Raw genomic sequence first — 16,350 nt, forward strand, 5'->3', positions numbered from 1 at the left:
CAGATTTTCTACTGAGGATGATTTTAGTGCGTCAAGCCCCTGAATAAGGAACCATATTTTAGATAAAACAAAAGGGCTTACACATTAAGTGTAAACCCTTGATTTTATTATGGAGCCAACGATCGGAATTGAACCGACGGCCTGCTGGTTACGAATCTTTACCGACATTTTTCCCACAGCTTCCCAACACTTCCATTAATCCATTTGTTTAAAAGAACTAATCCTGCTATAGACTTCCCTAAAGCACATTTACTATCCCCACCCGTCCCGACCAAAGTGGGGACAGAAAACGGGGACAGTCCCCATTTAAAGGAAGTGAAAATGGCAAAGTGGATCAGCGTAAAGGATGAGTTCGGCAAAAACTGCGGTGTACGCTACCGCACACACGAAACCCGCAAGCATGGAATCATGGCTGACAGATATTACGCCATTCGTTTTCAGGTGAACGGCAAGCGTGTTGAAGAGGGCTACGGCTGGGCCTCAAATGGTATATCTGAAAAGATGGCCATTGAAAAAGCCAAGGAGCTGAAAGCAAAAGCCCGTGCCGGGGAAACCAATTTTCGCCTCAGACATGAAAAAGAAGCCCAGATCCAAGCCGAGCTTGAAGAATCCCTCAAAGGCTCCATAGACCAACTTTTCAACGCTTACGTTGCCGATCTCAAGGGCAAGGGTAAAAAATCATGGAAAGAGGTTCAACGCGCCCTGCTCACTGGCAAGTATGCCGCGGTAAACTTCATAGGCCGGGACGTAAAAGCCAAGCGCATTACACCGAAGCATATACAAGCCCTTTTGAAGGAAACATATAAGCGCGGCCCGTCCATGGCCTCACACCTCCGGGGCTACCTGCACAGTGCTTTCAGCTATGGAATTGTGCGCGAACACGACTACACCCGCGCTGCACAGGAAATCACTTTCGACATCAGCAACAACCCCGTTGCCGCCATTCCCAAAGATTCAAAGGCTGAAAAGGTCGGTGAACGAGTTCTTACATCTGAAGAGCTGAAAATCGTCTGGCACGAGTGCAACCAGCCAGCAATCAAGTTAATTATCGCTACTGGCGGTCAGCGCGTGCTTGAAATTCTGGAGTGCAAGAGAACTGAATTTGATCTTGAGGAGAACCTTTGGGTTATCCCCGCCGAAAGGGTCAAGAATGGTCGTGAACACGTTGTACCGCTCACAGAAAGGGCAAAAGAAATAGTCATGTCCAGAAAATCAAAATATCTGCATCTCTTCCCCAACGCAGGCCGCCCCAGTGATCCACGCGAGATCCCCAGCTTAGGCCGTGCAGTGACCAGATTCTGCAAGCGCGTAGACATGAAGCATTGGACACCGCGCGACCTGCGCCGCACAGTCAGAACCATGCTCGCCGACCAGCAAGTACCAAGCTACCTGCTCAACATCCATTTCAACCACGGAAAGCAGGAAGTCGGTGAAAAGCACTATGACAAGTCTTCACATCTGGCTGAAAAGTTGGAGGTTATGGGGGTGTGGGAGAATAGGCTTAAACGGATAGTTATTTGTTAGGTATCAACAAATTCCTAATCCTTCCTAAAAAAGACTTGCACCTTGTTTTTCATAATTATAAAGATCATTATAAAAACGCTATCCAATGATACCACATTGCAGCATTATGTACTTAAAGTACATGAGGAGCATGGTTACGTAACTGTGTAGCTCTGGGCATATTGCAACGAACGGGTCCATATGGATTTGGGGCGATAACAACCCCGATGCAAAAATTGGGAAAGGCTGTGTATCCTTCAAGTCTCATGACCTAAGAATGGTAATCTGGCCGAGGTTGGCATCAAAAAAAGGTTTAACGATTCTAGAACCAAATGAATAAGCAATTTAAATCCGTACGTATCAATACGGCTAATGCCAAAACACTCCAACAGTTAAAAGGCATCGGACCAAAATTAGCTGAAAAGATTATTGCGTACAGGAAATGCAATGGTCCTTTACTCGGCCTCAAAGACCTTACTAAGATAGAAGGAATAAATCATACCCTTGCAAAGTCTATTGCACCTGATATTAGTTGGCGCACAGAAATCATATAAGAGGAATGTTCCTCTCAACACTTGGATTGTGTCTCTTTTTCATATCTTTTTCTCGTATTAAAACAGTTATAAATGGAAATTTAAACTTATCTCTGTACGTATTCAAATATTACACACTCGAGAATTACAAGTTAAATGGGATAATATTCATCATCCTCTCAATCACAGAAGTCTTGTCTGCTCTACTAGAACTTTGCATTGCCGCCAAGCTGATCTCGATTGGACTATCAACGACACAGGAAAAGATGGGGAAACTCATTCGTTCGACAATTAACATTGCGATAATCGACCTTGCTGTAATTGTTATAAACGGAATATGCTTCATTGCAATAGAAAATAATTTTTCAAATCTGTTGAGCCACTTTGAGGTTCTTTACTCGGTACCAACTTATACAGGCCTGCTTACCTTTATTATATCTATAAGAATTGCCAAGAGCAACTGCTCCGAAAATATAAAAGTAATTCTTGAAAAATTATGCACAGCAAGTCTCATCTTGATGGCTATTGGGTCGATGTTACTTATCTACTCAGAAATATACTTCCACATAGATAAAACAACAATAATACCTCACATCATTGTATCGCTGATGTTTATCTGGCTTGGAATTGCAAATATACATAATCGGTTGCCTTACATTCAAATAATACTAAGTTTATCAAGAACACCCACTTCGCAATCAATAAATGAAAGAGAAATAATTGCTGAATTACACACTACATACAATAATGATGAACTTGTTTTTATCCAACAATACTTGGAAAAAAACTTCCCAAAAGAACAAAGTCTCACAAAAACTATAACTAGCCATATCATCACAGCTATAGGCATTCTGGGAGTAATAATACAAACATGTCAACTTTTTTTCTAATTTTATAATCTAAAACAACATGTTTTAGGTTATAAATAAATTTATCGTTCCAGAGGACTATCGTGCCACTGACTGCAAATAAAAGAACAAAGGGGGATCACATTTACATCTTTAATAACAACTCAATTATACTAAAACCATATTCCCCTATTAAGATATATCTATCCTTAGCGTATTTAACGGAAAACATAAGGACATGACACATAACACTCTTTGTTTATTTATCTAAAGGAGGCATTGTCATTTTTTGCGCTTTTTCGATATGATCTGGAAGCAGTATCCCCTCCAATAGTTGCATTGTAGACAAAAGACTTTTGTCGTTAATTCCGTTTTTTTTTGCTTTATACATATAGAAATATGCCATAACAATATCCACTTGCTGACGACTACCTGTCAAATAGCAAAGACCCAAATTAAACATTGCATCAGGAAATCCGCGGTTGCAGGCCTGTTTGAAGAATGATGCCGCCTTTACAAAATCCTTAGGAACACCTTTTCCATGCAGGAACATTACGCCGAGGTTGTTCTGTGCAGCGGCACTCCCTTGTTCCGCCGCCTTCCGGTACCAAGCGACGGCCTCGACATCATCCTGCGGAACACCTTTTCCCTCTGCGTACATTAACCCTAGATTGACCTGTGCAGCAGCATTACCTTGCTCCGCCGCCTTCCGGTACCAAGCGACGACCTCGACATCATCCTGCGGAACACCTTTTCCCTCTGCGTACATTAACCCTAGATTGACCTGTGCAGCAGCATTACCTTGCTCCGCCGCCTTCCGGTACCAAAAGACGGCCTCGACATCATCCTGCGGAACACCTTTTCCCTCTGCGTACATTGAGCCTAAATTATTCTGTGCATTGGCATTCCCTTGTTCCGCCGCCTTCCGGAACCAAAAGACGGCCTCGACATCATCCTGCGGAACACCTTTTCCCTCTACGTACATCCAGCCGAGTTTGACCTGTGCAGCAGCATTACCTTGCTCCGCCGCCTTCCGGTACCAAGCGACGGCCTCGACATCATCCTGCGGAACACCTTTTCCCTCTGCGTACATTAACCCTAGATTGACCTGTGCAGCAGCATTACCTTGCTCCGCCGCCTTCCGGTACCAAGCGACGGCCTCGACATCATCCTGCGGAACACCTTTTCCCTCTGCGTACATTGAGCCTAAATTATTCTGTGCATTGGCATTCCCTTGTTCCGCCGCCTTCCGGTACCAAGCGACGGCCTCGACATCATCCTGCGGAACACCTTTTCCGCCTCCGTACATTACCCCGAGATTGGCCTGTGCAGCAGCACTCCCTTGTTCCGCCGCCTTCCGGAACCAAAAGACGGCCTCGACATCATCCTGCGGAACACCTTTTCCCTCTGCGTACATCCAGCCGAGATTGACCTGTGCAACAGCATTCCCTTGTTCCGCCGCTTTCCGGTACCAAGCAACGGCCTCGACATCATCCTGCGGAACACCTTTTCCCTCTTCGTACATCCTGCCGAGGTTATTCTGTGCACCAGCATTACCTTGTTCGGCTGCCTTCCGGTAGCAAGCGACGGCCTCGACATCATCCTGCGGAACACCTTTTCCGTATTGGTACATCCAGCCGAGATTAGCCTGTGCATTGGCATTCCCTTGTCCCGCCGCTTTCCGGTACCAAGCGACGGCCTCGACATCATTCTGCGGAACACCTTTTCCCTCTGCGTACATTAACCCTAGATTGACCTGTGCAGCAACATTACCTTGTTCCGCCGCTTTCCGGTAGCAAGCGACGGCCTCGACATCATCCTGCGGAACACCTTTTCCCTCTGCGTACATTGAGCCGAGATTGTTCTGTGCTATAGCATCCCCCTGTTCGGTCTCAACCATTCCACTTTCAGAGGGCTCTGCATAAAGAGACGAAACATTTATGAGTAGACTAAAAAGTAGTGTTAAGACCAAATATCCCCAAAAAATAATATAATTTGTTTGAGTCATTGAATGCTCTCTAGCTTCAGAATGTCAAATGGAACTGTTAGCTTATTCGATTTCTCAATTAAACTAAATCTATTCTTAGGAAGAATCAGAGTCAAATGTGTAGGCAATTAGATAAGGTACAGAAACATTTCTTTGTTGCTTATGTCCGCAAGAGAACGAGGGCAGGAACGTAGCAGCTATCAAGTCGGAACCCTTACATCTAATCTTATACCCCATCAACAAAACAGTTGCTATATTCATCAAGCTGGCAAGTCTAAATAATCGCGCCCTCACCAGCTCTTAATCCCAGCTACGATAATGCTTACTCAGCAACTTAAACAGATACTGAATATCCTGATCTGCAAGCTTTCGTTCCTGCTCAAGACATCTACGCAGCTCTTTCTTAGCTTCCTTTTCCAATTTCAGGTTGGTAGCTCTGGGCCAATCTGTGAACCAGCGACAAGCATCTGGCTCAACATCCCCGGTCGAATTGTCGTATGAAGGTTCAAAGAAACTGCGCATCTCTCCCCATTTCTCTCTATGCTGCTCACGGCACTTATCAGCATAATTATGAGCGAAGTAACGATCTAAGATCATTTCGCAGACATGCATGGTATGCAGATCCCGGTCAGCTCCCACATAGTAAGGATTGCTCTCCAGCTCGCGCTGCATAAGCACAAGTTTGCGCTGCATGACCTTGAACAGCCCATCAGACGTATAATGACGGTCAGACCATATTACGGGAAACCATTGATATAAATTGCGTATTCCAAATTTTACTGCGCGATACCATTCATCAAGCAGTTCCCATGGAGCCGTTAAATAGTATGACCAGCGATAGTCCGGCATGATAATCATTCCCATTCGATTTAGACGTAGTTTTTGCTGCTATTGGCCTTGCTCGTCTTTGAAAAACCGCAAATAACCCCTACTCAGCAAAAGAAAAAGATCAATGTTTTCAATGTTTTTTACCTGAATTATTATTCAAAACTCAGCTACAAACATAAGCAGAATTTAATTTTAACTCAGACGTATTTTTGGATGTTTTTGACGTGAATTTGGTAGTTTTAAATTTTGCTCATCAACAGACTTTCGGAAAGACTCTCCACAAACCAAAAGAGAAAAGATCAATATTTTCAATACCATTTATAAAAATCATTTCTGAATTCCAGCTCTTAGAATGGAGCTATTTTCAATTTTAATTCAGACGTGAATTTGGTAGTCGATGAGTCGTACTTCAGAACACAAACCACGCAATAGTGCCGACGACCAGCACCAGCGTTAACGCTCCTTCAACCCATTTCTGATTAACTAAAAATGGAATCCGCATATAACCTGTTTCGTCTGCAGGAAAAGGTTTCCGCGCAGGGATTCCCATCGGGGTCATGGCATCTAAAAGGAGATGGCTAGCCCATCCTATGGCTACGGGCTGGAGTCCTGCGATATAAAGAATGATCGGGATAGGCCACCAGTGACTTATGGTTCTATGTACTTGCCACCATGATTTTTTAGCTGCCAGCATTTCATTGAATTCATCGCTTGAAAGCCATTCTCCAGCGTCAATTCTATGCTGTAAATGTGTAGCACGTTTATGACCTGAGAATGTTCTGTCTATGATATCTGGAAGTACTGCACCGAGAATCATCAAGAAGAGTGCGGCGAATTCATGATGTAATCCAGAGGGAAGCCATGCAGCGTTGGCGCAATAAAAATTTCTCATTTCTTGTCTGATTGAATCAGGTGTTTCCAGTAAGGCAATAACATTTATCGGAAGTAGTACGTGGGCTATGGTATTCATAGGAGTTGCACTAACTGATTTTAAGTATCGCTGTCCAATATTGATTATATCTATTCAGTGTTGCCATAAAAAAGCCGGCTCACCTGAAAGGAGTTCTCAGGTAAGCCGGCAATGATAAACCGCATTGGAATCAGCCACGATTCATATTAGTTTTCGGATCTCTCTGAATGCTTCATCTACGCTACCCACCGTTTCAGCGAAAAGCTTCTGAAGCTCCTTGTGGTTTTCTTGCAGCTCCACGGGGACAAGCTTTCCTTCAGAGTTTAGGTGGTAAGCAATTTGGTTCAGGTTGCCCCCGATTTGGCTGAAGCCGATTTTAAGATCTACGAGCGTCTTATGTATCTGCTGAAGAACTTCAATTCCAGTTTCATCAAAATCGTACAGACCAGACTGTACCAAGTCCCGGATCAAAGCGGATTTATTTTTTCCTTTCTCATTGGCCCTTTCTTCCAAGCAAGTGGCCAACTCTTCGTCTAATCTGAATATTTCTCTTTTGTCTTTCATTACTGCAACTCTCCTGCCTTTCTCAACCATTTGGAGTTCATCGCGCTATCAAAAGAGCCTTTGACCTTAGAACCCACCGCACCTAGAGAACTTGAACCAGAAGCAGCCCCACCACGATGAGCAAAAGATGAAAACGCAGCAGCTCCGGCCAGAGAGGCTACAGCAGCCACTCCTGTGGATGCTGTGGCCATACCTCCAGTTAAAGCGGAGGACATGTCAGGAACCTTTAATAAAATTCCAAAACAAACGAGAGACCAGACAATCAAAGCGGCGAACTCTGCGTTAAATACTCCTTGTTCCACGAGAACATGAGCATAAAGGTTTAAGGATGATTCAACCCCTTGATATGCAACACTCATAACAATTGCCGCAAAAACCATCATCATGGAGTAGTTTGCAATAGCTTTTGCCCAAGACCAGAATATATGCCTAGTTTCTTTGAAAGCAGAAAGAAAAATGCACACAACGCCTACCACAAACATTACATGTACAACAAACAATGACATTATGATGAGTACTAAAAAACATATATACATTAATCCGTAGCTTATACTGAATGTTCCAATTGCAACCCATGCTCTGATATATTCACCTGCATTTACCATTAAGTTCCCATCTGGAACTTGGTTCATCAACTGGTTGTATACAAGGGCGAAGCCATTATCTAAATGGTCAAATATGCCAATAAAATTAGTAACCTTACCTTTTGATGCAAACCAGCTAGAGGTATTAATTATCCATTTAATATATGGAAACACAATTTCTTGAATATAAAAAGACCCATTAAAACAACACGAGACAATACCAACCAATATCAGCATTGACCAAGCAAGCTCTTTCAATCTGTCCCCAGACACTTTGCCGAACATTGCTTGAGCGCAGATATAAATTATGTATAGAGCTGTTAAGACTGTAGCCGCACCTGAAAATTCCTGCATCATTGAATGCATTTCAATCATGTAATGCTTCAATGACGAAAGAGTTAATGTTAAAACTTTTGTTGCAAGTGGAGTCAGTTCCATTATTTGCCTCCGTTCATGTCGATAATTTGAAGCAAAGTATCAGTTGAAGGATTTTCTAAATCTATGCCTTGGCTTTGCATTTGTTCATAAGGAGCAAGATATTTGGCCTTTGCTCTTTCATATTTGGCTTTCTTTTCAGCTTTCTCGGCCTGTATTCTTCTCAGCTCATCATCTTTAACGCCACTGAAATTCATAAGGGCCTGAGCCTCGCCAATCTGTGCAGATAAGGCCAGCTGCTCGGAGAGAATGCTGATTATCTGAGCCAGAAAGACATTTGTAAGATCCTGAGCCTCTTTGATGTTTTCTGTGGCATCAATTTTATTGGTCAGATCCTCTAAGGCTGCGAATCTATCCTTCATTCCAGCAAGCAGATTTTCAGATTTTTCAATTGTATCCTTCAATCCTTGTTGCCGGAGCTGGTACTTTGGGGCCAGCGTTTGCCAAGGATTATAATCTGGTGACCGTGGATCTCCGAAAATTCCATCCAGCATATCTGCTGCTTCAGTGAAATCTCCAATTCCATCAATCAAACTCATAATTTCCTTACCCCTGCCGACAACGCTTGAAGGAACGGCTTCTATCTGACTTTTAATGTCCTTGATTTTACCCACAAAGGCCTTTCCTTGATCGTAATAGCCTTTGACCTGATCTTTAATATCATTGAGTTCTTTAAGCTGCTCTGTTGCCATTTTGTACGTATCATTTAGAACTTTAATTTCTTGCATCTGGTTAGCAATTTGCTCTTTTGCTGCTGCTAACTGGAGCTTTGCTTCTGAAAGCTGTTGCACAAAATAACCATATGAGCCGGGATCACTGACCGTCATGGCTTCCGCTTTCATTGAGGAGAAAGCCAGGGCAATGAAAAAAGCAGTACAAACAGCCACAATTTTTTTAGTAGTAACTGCATATATATCGAGAGAAATCATAAACGCCTCCTGTAAGGGAGTTTCTGAAGGCCGGAGCTCTTCCGGCAAATTTACACACTTCTTCTGCTGACAATATCCATGGACAATGCTTTCATTGCTGCAACAGCTTCGTCTAAGTGTGGTCCCGCCAATTCACAATCGCTTCTGCTAACAAGATGCCTTGCCAGCGCATTCAATTTTGCAACACCATCTTTTCCGTGCCGCTTTGCCAGTTCCCTATCGAGTTCTTTTTCTTCCCTTATAATCTTCCTGCGTTTCCTTCTGATCTGCCTCAACTGTTCGTCTATTTCTGCGTATTCTATGAGTTCTTTATACTGCAAGGACTGCCCAAGCCGACTCTGACAAAGGGCATGAATGATCCTGACAAACTCAGTAGTTCTATTTGAAAACTTTATAAGGAGCTCTTCGAATGAAAGAGCACACAGTGATGAAAGAGCCATAACTCCTCCTGTATTTCTGTTGCGCTCATATTTGGGGCGTTGCCTTGCGTGGCATAATCTGCATTTTCCAAAGGCATGATCTCGGCACGAGATTTGGTACCTCAAAACTCAATTTTTTTTGGGTACCTCAAAACTCCATAAGTTACGTTTTCAGCGAAAGTGTAACGTATGGTTGTGCCTTTCCCGCCGGGACCCTTTAGGGAAGGCGGAAGCGGGGGCCCCTCAGGGGGGTGAAACCCATCTATTGCGCCAGCAAGAGCAGGACGAGGCCACGCCGAGGCATTTTGTCATACAAAATGCGTATCCTGCCATGACACTTAAACGCCATAATATGTGCGATTTAACCTGTTCATACGGGCCAAATTCGGTTAGTTTTCACTAAGCAGCTCGAACCGAGAGCACAACCACTTAGAATAATAACATTTACACAAACAAATAATCGAAAACCCGAAAAACGTGGGGGTCCCTTTTTTTGATGTGGGGATGCTAATTTTTCATGTGGGGGCTATCTTTTTTCCTGTAGCGACCCTGCTTTCAACCGTAGTGAAACCGTCAAACATCGTAGGGGCTACTTTTTAAGCGAACATGCTCGTGAAAGAGTAAAAAGGAGCTTTGAGGTACCAAACACTCCTTTTCAGCTACCATCTAGGGCGTATCTTCCGACGAATAGCACCTATCCCAACGATAATATTTATCGATATCAATTCTCCACGCCTCTTTGTGCATCTTCGAAAGGATAGTATAGGCGGTAATGAATAAATGCCGCTCACTCTCAAAGTCTGGGCGCATAAGTTCATAGTATTTTTGTGTTGCCGGACTGAGCTTAATGCGTGTGGTCTTCAAATCTTTATCCCGATACTCTGGAATCTCTGGATAATTCTGTGCTTGAAAAAGGTACCACATTGCCCCGCCGGACTCCGCGATCATATCTTTGTCGCGTAGATGTTCCGGCAGATCCACGAAGAGGGTGATGCTTTTACGCTCTGGCATTGCTGCCCCCTTTCTGCCCGTAGATATTCTTATCCCAATAAAGACGTAAGCTTCGTTGCTCATCCAATCCGTTACTGTGGAGCATAAGTATTCTTTCTCTCTCCTCATCAGAGAGCTCAAGCAGCCAGACTTCATGCAAGGCATCCACTTCCCGTTTCTTGGCCTTCTTAACGGCTCTCAATTGTTCTTCAGCTTCATCAGCTGCTTGCTCTTCAGCCGTTTTAAAACCGTCCGGCTTGTTTAGTTTCCCGCCGATTAAAAGAGCTTTAAAGATATAACCAAGGAGTTTTTCAACAGGCTGCTCCTTACTATCTTTGAATCCACCGTTTTTAATTCCATAATTCGCATACTCTAAAGACGTCAGCACCATGTTAAGATGCTCGCCTGACTTGTCTCTTTTCTGGACAATTTGACGTAGTTGGTCAGCACCAAATCCTACCCCTGCGAGGGCGGGATATTTGCTACTTATTTCTTCATCAGTCACCGCAAGAATTTTCAAAGCCTCGTTAGAGTAAGTAGATTTAATATTACTACTAACTATACTAGTTTGAAGCCCCATAACGGATGCAGGTGCAACTGACGCCTCATTTAGGATAAAATTCTGATAGTGATTACAAATTGGCTTCAGGTTAACCTCAAGCCCTTGAAAGCGTCCGTCCCGAATTTTTCTTTTTGTCAGAAAACCTTCATACGCAAATTTTGTTAATATTCTCTGCACAGTATCAACGCTAACACCTGTTGCGTAATGTATATCAATGCACCTTATTTTGAAGCAGGAACCAACCCCGTATTCCTTGATCAGAAACGAAAGAACCACATTCATATTCTTGGTAAGGCTGGTAAAAACAGATTTCAGTGAGGCTTTATTTGCCCCGTCAATTGCACCGCGATTTGCGGCGGCAATTGCAGATGCATTGACATTTGAAGGGGCATCAGTGGGGGCATTTGCAGCAACAATTTTAAGCTTACCTTGGGGCATGGGCATTCCCCTTTTCAATGGCAAAGCTTCTTGCACTTAACCACGTAAGCAGTTCTTCAGTTCGGTAAGCAACTCTACCGCTGACTTTGATTCTGGGAGGGCCTTCACCAAGGCTGTCGAGATTCGCAAGGCTTTTGGAGGAAATTACCCCGCCAAGGAACTTTTCAACGTGGCTACGGCTGATGATAGGGGGCAGTTTATCTGCCAGATCGATAAGGGAAGTTTGCACTTTTGCCATACGATTTCCTTTTGCTTTTCCCTGTGTTTCCGTGGGGAAACTGTGGGTGTTTGAAACCGTATGGCAAAAAACAGGATTGGAATCACGGAATGGAAAATTTTAATTTTTAAATTCCGAGTTATGTGCATCTAATATTTCTTTGGGTGGCCCCATGCGAGACAACATTTTCTCTGCCCACTTTCTTTTCACTATATGCTCAATTTTTGAATACTCTGATTGCTTACGAGCAGATTTCTTACGGAATCGCGGTTTCTTGGATTCTGATAACGACTTAGGAAACACACCACTTTCAGCGTCCTCAATAAAACGCTCTGCTGCTCTAATAAGCTTATTAAAAGTCCTAACATGGGAATCATATTTCCCATCATTTTCTTTATTCGTTTCCATCATCTTCTCAACGGCTTTATCCTTATTTTCGGCAGAAGCAAGTGCGTCATATGCATCAAGACATTTCTGATAAAATTTCAGCTGAATCTGTCCAGTAGTAAAAAAAGGCTTTGTCCCTTGGGATGCCCTTCCTTCAGGGCCAACATGCACACGGTCCAAAACATGTTTGAAATCTTTTAAAATAACTTCCTTAGACACATGTGGATTTATTATGAAAGCGGTTTGTAAAGGGTTCCAGCAATAACCATCACCCTCTTGTGTTGCATCCAAATATCTTGAAATGTTAGACTGTACTTCCCATGTATCCACCAGCTGCCCTTGTTTCCCATTATGACGCTGGGCAGTGCCAATCAAATCCATAACCGATTCCCTGACACCGTATACTCCACGAATTTCATAGAATTCATAGAACAACTTAACTCGGTGAATCACGTCTTCAAATGGATCATTAAAAACATCCTGAAACAGACCATAAACTGTCTCCAAAGCCTCATCGATAGACATTTCTTGGTTGTATGGCTGTTCACGGACTTCCTCAGAAATATTTTCCCAGACCCAATCTCTATAAGGTTTTCCCAAGTCGTTACCATAGCAACACCATGACCGGATAAGTTCATTTTCAAATGGAGCAGTGCGCTTTGTTTCGTTTACAAGATCACATAGTTTTTTATATCGCTCGCTGCGCTTTAAAAACTCCCGGAAGTACCTAAACTTTTCTATTTCATTAGGCTTCACTTTATGAACAGGCATTTGGTGTCGGTCTATGTCGAAATAAGAATCCATTCTATCCCCACACTACTTAAAGAGTGTTGATGTTTTCTTTGTATTTTAAATTTGCGTTAGCAATAAACGCATTATTAATCGACAAATACGAAACCTACAACAAAAAAGGGGACAAAAACGGGGACAACTCATATTTTAGGCAAAACAAAAGGGCTTACACATTAAGTGTAAGCCCTTGATTTTATTATGGAGCCAACGATCGGAATTGAACCGACGGCCTGCTGGTTACGAATCAGCTGCTCTACCGACTGAGCTACGTTGGCTTTTGGTAAGGAGTTTCTTTATCTTAGCACATATTTTGTGGTCAAGTCTAAAATTCAAAAAAGACTCCTGCCGGGCGGCTGGAGTCTTTCAAACTTTATTGAATTGGGGTATTAAACCAGCTTTTTCGCAGCAGCGAGAGCTGCATCATAATCAGGTTCTTCAGTAATTTCATTCACATACTGCACATACTGCACGATACCGGACTTATCAACGACAAAAACAGCACGACTTAAGAGACGCAGTTCCTTAATCAGCACACCGTAAGCCTCGCCAAAAGAAGAATCCTTATAGTCAGAAAGAGTCTGCACTGCTTCAACTCCAGCCGCACCGCACCAACGTGCTTGAGCAAAAGGAAGATCCATGGACAGAGTCAGGATTTTAATATCCTCGCCGAGACTTGCGGCTTCGTTATTGAACCTGCGTGTTTCCATGTCGCAAACCGGAGTATCAAGAGAGGGAACTGCGCTAAGGATAAGAACCTTACCACCAAAATCAGCCAAAGCCTTAGGGCCTAATTCGTTGTCTGTGGCACTGAATTCAGGAGCTTTGTCTCCGACCTTGATTTCATTGCCGACTAAAGTCAAAGGATTACCCTGAAAGGTAATTATTCCTGTTCTTTCGTTCATGATTTAACTCCGTTAATTTAATTTTCCGTTATACCTTAAGTAGCATAATACATTATTCCCTACAACAACACTCCGGTTTTTTATAACTCCGAATTAACTATCAAGCAACGCCCGAACAGAAAAATCGTAATCACGCACGGAATTATTGCAAGCCTTGGAAAAACGTCTGAAATCAATTTTCCCCCAATCTCGGGAACCAAATTTTCTCAAAAACAGATCCACATTCTTATCGTCAATCACGCTAAAAATACGTTTCCTGATTATCGGGCCATCTTTCTCAATAAAATCATAACCATGGTGATAATCGTAGAGCATGACCAGCCCCCAGCCTCCGGTCATGAAATGTCCACCGATAGAAAGGGCCAGCGAACCGTTTTTAATAGCCTCAAGTGCGGGCTCATCCCAATTTATTCCGCCTACAAGAACATCCTTACCTGGTACGAGTCCACTTTTCTCAATCCCCATTATCGCCCCAAGGGCCATGGGATCATTGGCCGCCCAGACCACATTCACATCCGGATCGCGATTTATAAATTTTGTTACCAGTTCAAAAGCCATATCCCTGCGCCACAGACAGTGAATCTCACGAAAAAACTCTGCATTAAAGTAATCTGCACGCGCATAAGCCAGCCCTTCGTCCCTGAGTACGGTAGCTTGAGTTGCATAATCCCCGGCAATAGGCAGAAGCCTGACATCTTTTTCAGCAATCCCCTGTTCTTTTGCCTTTTTTATCAATGCTTTTGCCAGATGATACCCGGCCCAGCGGTTATCCGGAACCAGCCCCCCGATCCAATTTTTAAATTTTTCACGGGGAGTACCCAGTTCTTCGGCCTGCTTACCATAAAAATTCAACAGGAGGTTGAATACCTTAACCCCTTTTTCGTCAGCTTTGGCAATAATTTTCCGAGCCGCAAGCTTTTCATTAACCACAATCAGGTAATCTGGAAGGTCTTTACGGGCGAGAACCTCATCAGCCTCTTTAACCATCACCAAATGATTGCGCTCGGCGTAAATAATTTCGAGATCAATACCAAGATCTTCTGCTGCGGCCTGCATGAAAGAGCTCACTTCCAGCCAAAAGCCTCCTGTAGGACTAGTAGGATCAGAGTTACCGGGATTGATAAAGACGACGTCCATTCTATCTGTAGATTCTGTCCCATCCGCGCAATAGGCTACCGCTGGTAAATTAACAAAAGAACCGCAAACCGTAATAAAAAGAAATAAAGTAAAAAAATAACGCACACGCACCACCTGCCGTTTACATTAGAAAAAATCGTCAAAATTTTTTGATGACGAGATGCGCTTATTATATACTAAAGAATGAGAATAAAGAATGATAAGTACAAAAAGAAATCAAACCGCGTGTAAAACTACAGATAAAGCCTTGAAACCAAATTCAACCTCAGCTCCCTCAAACAAGCTTTCTTCCTCAATAGACCATGCCGTAACCAGAGCGCACATCTGCGTTCCTCCGGCGGATTCCCCTGAAACTTCAGCCAGCACTTCGGTCTGCTTAATAGATGTTACTATGGCCGGAACCCGGTTACGTGCACTCATGTAATTGCCCTTCCGGGGACGCACAGCCACCAAAGGAGCTTTTACTGTGGCCGAAACGGAAACCCCCGGCTCAAGCCCTAGTTTATAGAGACTTTCAAGGGTAATAACCGAACTGATAATAAAACCTTCGGCTGTTTTGAATTCCACGTCAGCCAAAACCCCATCCCTGTTAATTGACCGGATATGTCCGATAAAAGTATTTCGTGCACTGGATTTAAGCGCATTTTCCTCAAGAGCCATACGCCGGACAATATTCTTCACATCTCCAGATGACCATTTCTGATAGACCGCCGAAAGATCTGTGGAAGCTTGGCCTAAAACCCTACGCACGACGCCAAGGGGAACCCCGTTGCGCAACATTTCCACGGCCCTTGAACGGCGCAGGACAGAGGGAGCCCCTTTTTTACGGTCCAGTCCGCACTCTTCGGCCCGTTCGTAAAAGATTCTACGCACATATCCTGGGTCAAGATGAAAAAGCGTGCCTTCAAGACCAACCCCCATGGGACCGTCAATCAATCCTTTAAGCTCCCGGCAGACAGATTGCGGTAAAGGAACTTCCCGCTGCTGTCCTTCGCGCCCCAGCAGGATAACTGCCTTTGTGAGATCGATATGCCTGCGTTCATCAAGCCCGAGGACCTCTCCCAGTTTGGCCCCGGCATGTCTAAGCACCAAAAAAAGACAGAAGACCCTTGAGCGTGAGCGGACGTAATCAGCACGCACAGCCCTCCCTTTCCAACTACGAAAACCCAACTCAAGCAGAGTCATCTCCCGTGCATCAAGATGGAGTACATTATCAGGAACATCAAAGACTTCCGAAGGTGCGAGCTTTGTTTCGCCCCCCTTAGAACCATGACTTATATTATCTTTACTCATCACTTAAAAAACCCTTCGAACAGTCACGTTTTTAAAAAAATACGTGACCGGTTTGAAAATTTATCCACTCCCTGCATAAGCATAAGACTCTG

The 16,350-nt window shown here is 43.7% G+C and carries 17 protein-coding genes and 1 tRNA gene; 3 read left to right on the top strand and 15 right to left on the bottom strand.

Annotated elements, in window-relative coordinates:
• The first annotated feature begins 321 nt into the window (after positions 1 to 321).
• The 3 genes from ACKU41_RS10370 to ACKU41_RS10380 all read left to right on the top strand — a co-directional run bounded on the left by ACKU41_RS10370 (position 322) and on the right by ACKU41_RS10380 (position 2,926).
• A complete protein-coding gene (locus tag ACKU41_RS10370; RefSeq protein ID WP_321400586.1) occupies positions 322 to 1,524 on the top strand; it encodes a site-specific integrase in 1,203 nt (400 codons plus the stop codon).
• 311 nt (positions 1,525 to 1,835) lie between these two features.
• Positions 1,836 to 2,057, top strand: a complete 222-nt coding sequence (locus ACKU41_RS10375; protein ID WP_407944402.1) for a ComEA family DNA-binding protein — start codon at positions 1,836 to 1,838, stop codon at positions 2,055 to 2,057.
• A 245-nt stretch (positions 2,058 to 2,302) separates the two neighbouring features.
• On the top strand, positions 2,303 to 2,926 hold the full coding sequence (locus tag ACKU41_RS10380) for a hypothetical protein (protein ID WP_321400588.1): 624 nt from the start codon (positions 2,303 to 2,305) through the stop codon (positions 2,924 to 2,926).
• Between the two features lie 217 nt (positions 2,927 to 3,143).
• Here ACKU41_RS10380 and ACKU41_RS10385 read toward each other — a convergent pair whose 3' ends face one another.
• From ACKU41_RS10385 to ACKU41_RS10455, 15 genes are all read right to left on the bottom strand, one after another.
• On the bottom strand, positions 3,144 to 4,892 hold the full coding sequence (locus ACKU41_RS10385; protein ID WP_321400590.1) for a sel1 repeat family protein: 1,749 nt from the start codon (positions 4,890 to 4,892) through the stop codon (positions 3,144 to 3,146).
• Positions 4,893 to 5,171: 279 nt separating this feature from the next.
• Complete coding sequence (locus ACKU41_RS10390; RefSeq protein WP_321400592.1) at positions 5,172 to 5,720, bottom strand: hypothetical protein; 549 nt, start codon at positions 5,718 to 5,720, stop codon at positions 5,172 to 5,174.
• 388 nt (positions 5,721 to 6,108) lie between these two features.
• A complete protein-coding gene (locus ACKU41_RS10395) occupies positions 6,109 to 6,669 on the bottom strand; it encodes a metal-dependent hydrolase (protein ID WP_321400594.1) in 561 nt (186 codons plus the stop codon).
• A gap of 141 nt (positions 6,670 to 6,810) precedes the next feature.
• Positions 6,811 to 7,173: a ribbon-helix-helix protein, CopG family gene (locus ACKU41_RS10400; protein ID WP_321400595.1), complete on the bottom strand. Its 363-nt coding sequence runs from the start codon at positions 7,171 to 7,173 to the stop codon at positions 6,811 to 6,813.
• Positions 7,173 to 8,195, bottom strand: a complete 1,023-nt coding sequence (locus ACKU41_RS10405) for a type IV secretion system protein (protein ID WP_321400597.1) — start codon at positions 8,193 to 8,195, stop codon at positions 7,173 to 7,175. The genes ACKU41_RS10400 and ACKU41_RS10405 overlap by 1 nt, the downstream gene beginning before the upstream one ends.
• Positions 8,195 to 9,121: a hypothetical protein gene (locus tag ACKU41_RS10410; protein ID WP_321400599.1), complete on the bottom strand. Its 927-nt coding sequence runs from the start codon at positions 9,119 to 9,121 to the stop codon at positions 8,195 to 8,197. The genes ACKU41_RS10405 and ACKU41_RS10410 overlap by 1 nt, the downstream gene beginning before the upstream one ends.
• 50 nt (positions 9,122 to 9,171) lie before the next feature.
• A complete protein-coding gene (locus ACKU41_RS10415; RefSeq protein ID WP_321400601.1) occupies positions 9,172 to 9,561 on the bottom strand; it encodes a hypothetical protein in 390 nt (129 codons plus the stop codon).
• A gap of 645 nt (positions 9,562 to 10,206) precedes the next feature.
• Positions 10,207 to 10,551, bottom strand: coding sequence for a hypothetical protein (locus ACKU41_RS10420; protein ID WP_321400603.1), 345 nt, complete (start codon positions 10,549 to 10,551; stop codon positions 10,207 to 10,209).
• Positions 10,538 to 11,530 (bottom strand): hypothetical protein, encoded by a 993-nt coding sequence (locus ACKU41_RS10425; protein WP_321400605.1) that lies wholly within the window; start codon positions 11,528 to 11,530, stop codon positions 10,538 to 10,540. The genes ACKU41_RS10420 and ACKU41_RS10425 overlap by 14 nt, the downstream gene beginning before the upstream one ends.
• Positions 11,517 to 11,768 carry a hypothetical protein gene (locus tag ACKU41_RS10430; protein WP_320173413.1) on the bottom strand — a complete coding sequence of 84 codons (252 nt, stop codon included), beginning with the start codon at positions 11,766 to 11,768 and terminating at the stop codon, positions 11,517 to 11,519. Before ACKU41_RS10430 ends, ACKU41_RS10425 begins: the two co-directional genes overlap by 14 nt.
• A 99-nt stretch (positions 11,769 to 11,867) precedes the next feature.
• Positions 11,868 to 12,938, bottom strand: a complete 1,071-nt coding sequence (locus ACKU41_RS10435) for a hypothetical protein (RefSeq protein ID WP_321400609.1) — start codon at positions 12,936 to 12,938, stop codon at positions 11,868 to 11,870.
• Positions 12,939 to 13,125: 187 nt separating this feature from the next.
• Positions 13,126 to 13,201 (bottom strand) — tRNA-Thr (locus tag ACKU41_RS10440).
• A 111-nt stretch (positions 13,202 to 13,312) separates the two neighbouring features.
• Positions 13,313 to 13,828 carry a thiol peroxidase gene (gene tpx / locus ACKU41_RS10445; protein WP_319777259.1) on the bottom strand — a complete coding sequence of 172 codons (516 nt, stop codon included), beginning with the start codon at positions 13,826 to 13,828 and terminating at the stop codon, positions 13,313 to 13,315.
• Between the two features lie 93 nt (positions 13,829 to 13,921).
• On the bottom strand, positions 13,922 to 14,896 hold the full coding sequence (locus ACKU41_RS10450) for an ABC transporter substrate-binding protein (RefSeq protein WP_321400610.1): 975 nt from the start codon (positions 14,894 to 14,896) through the stop codon (positions 13,922 to 13,924).
• Positions 14,897 to 15,181: 285 nt separating this feature from the next.
• Positions 15,182 to 16,258 (bottom strand): TOBE domain-containing protein, encoded by a 1,077-nt coding sequence (locus ACKU41_RS10455; protein ID WP_319777261.1) that lies wholly within the window; start codon positions 16,256 to 16,258, stop codon positions 15,182 to 15,184.
• Positions 16,259 to 16,350 lie beyond the last annotated feature (92 nt).

The organism is Maridesulfovibrio sp., from assembly GCF_963678865.1.
Taxonomy (GTDB): domain Bacteria; phylum Desulfobacterota; class Desulfovibrionia; order Desulfovibrionales; family Desulfovibrionaceae; genus Maridesulfovibrio.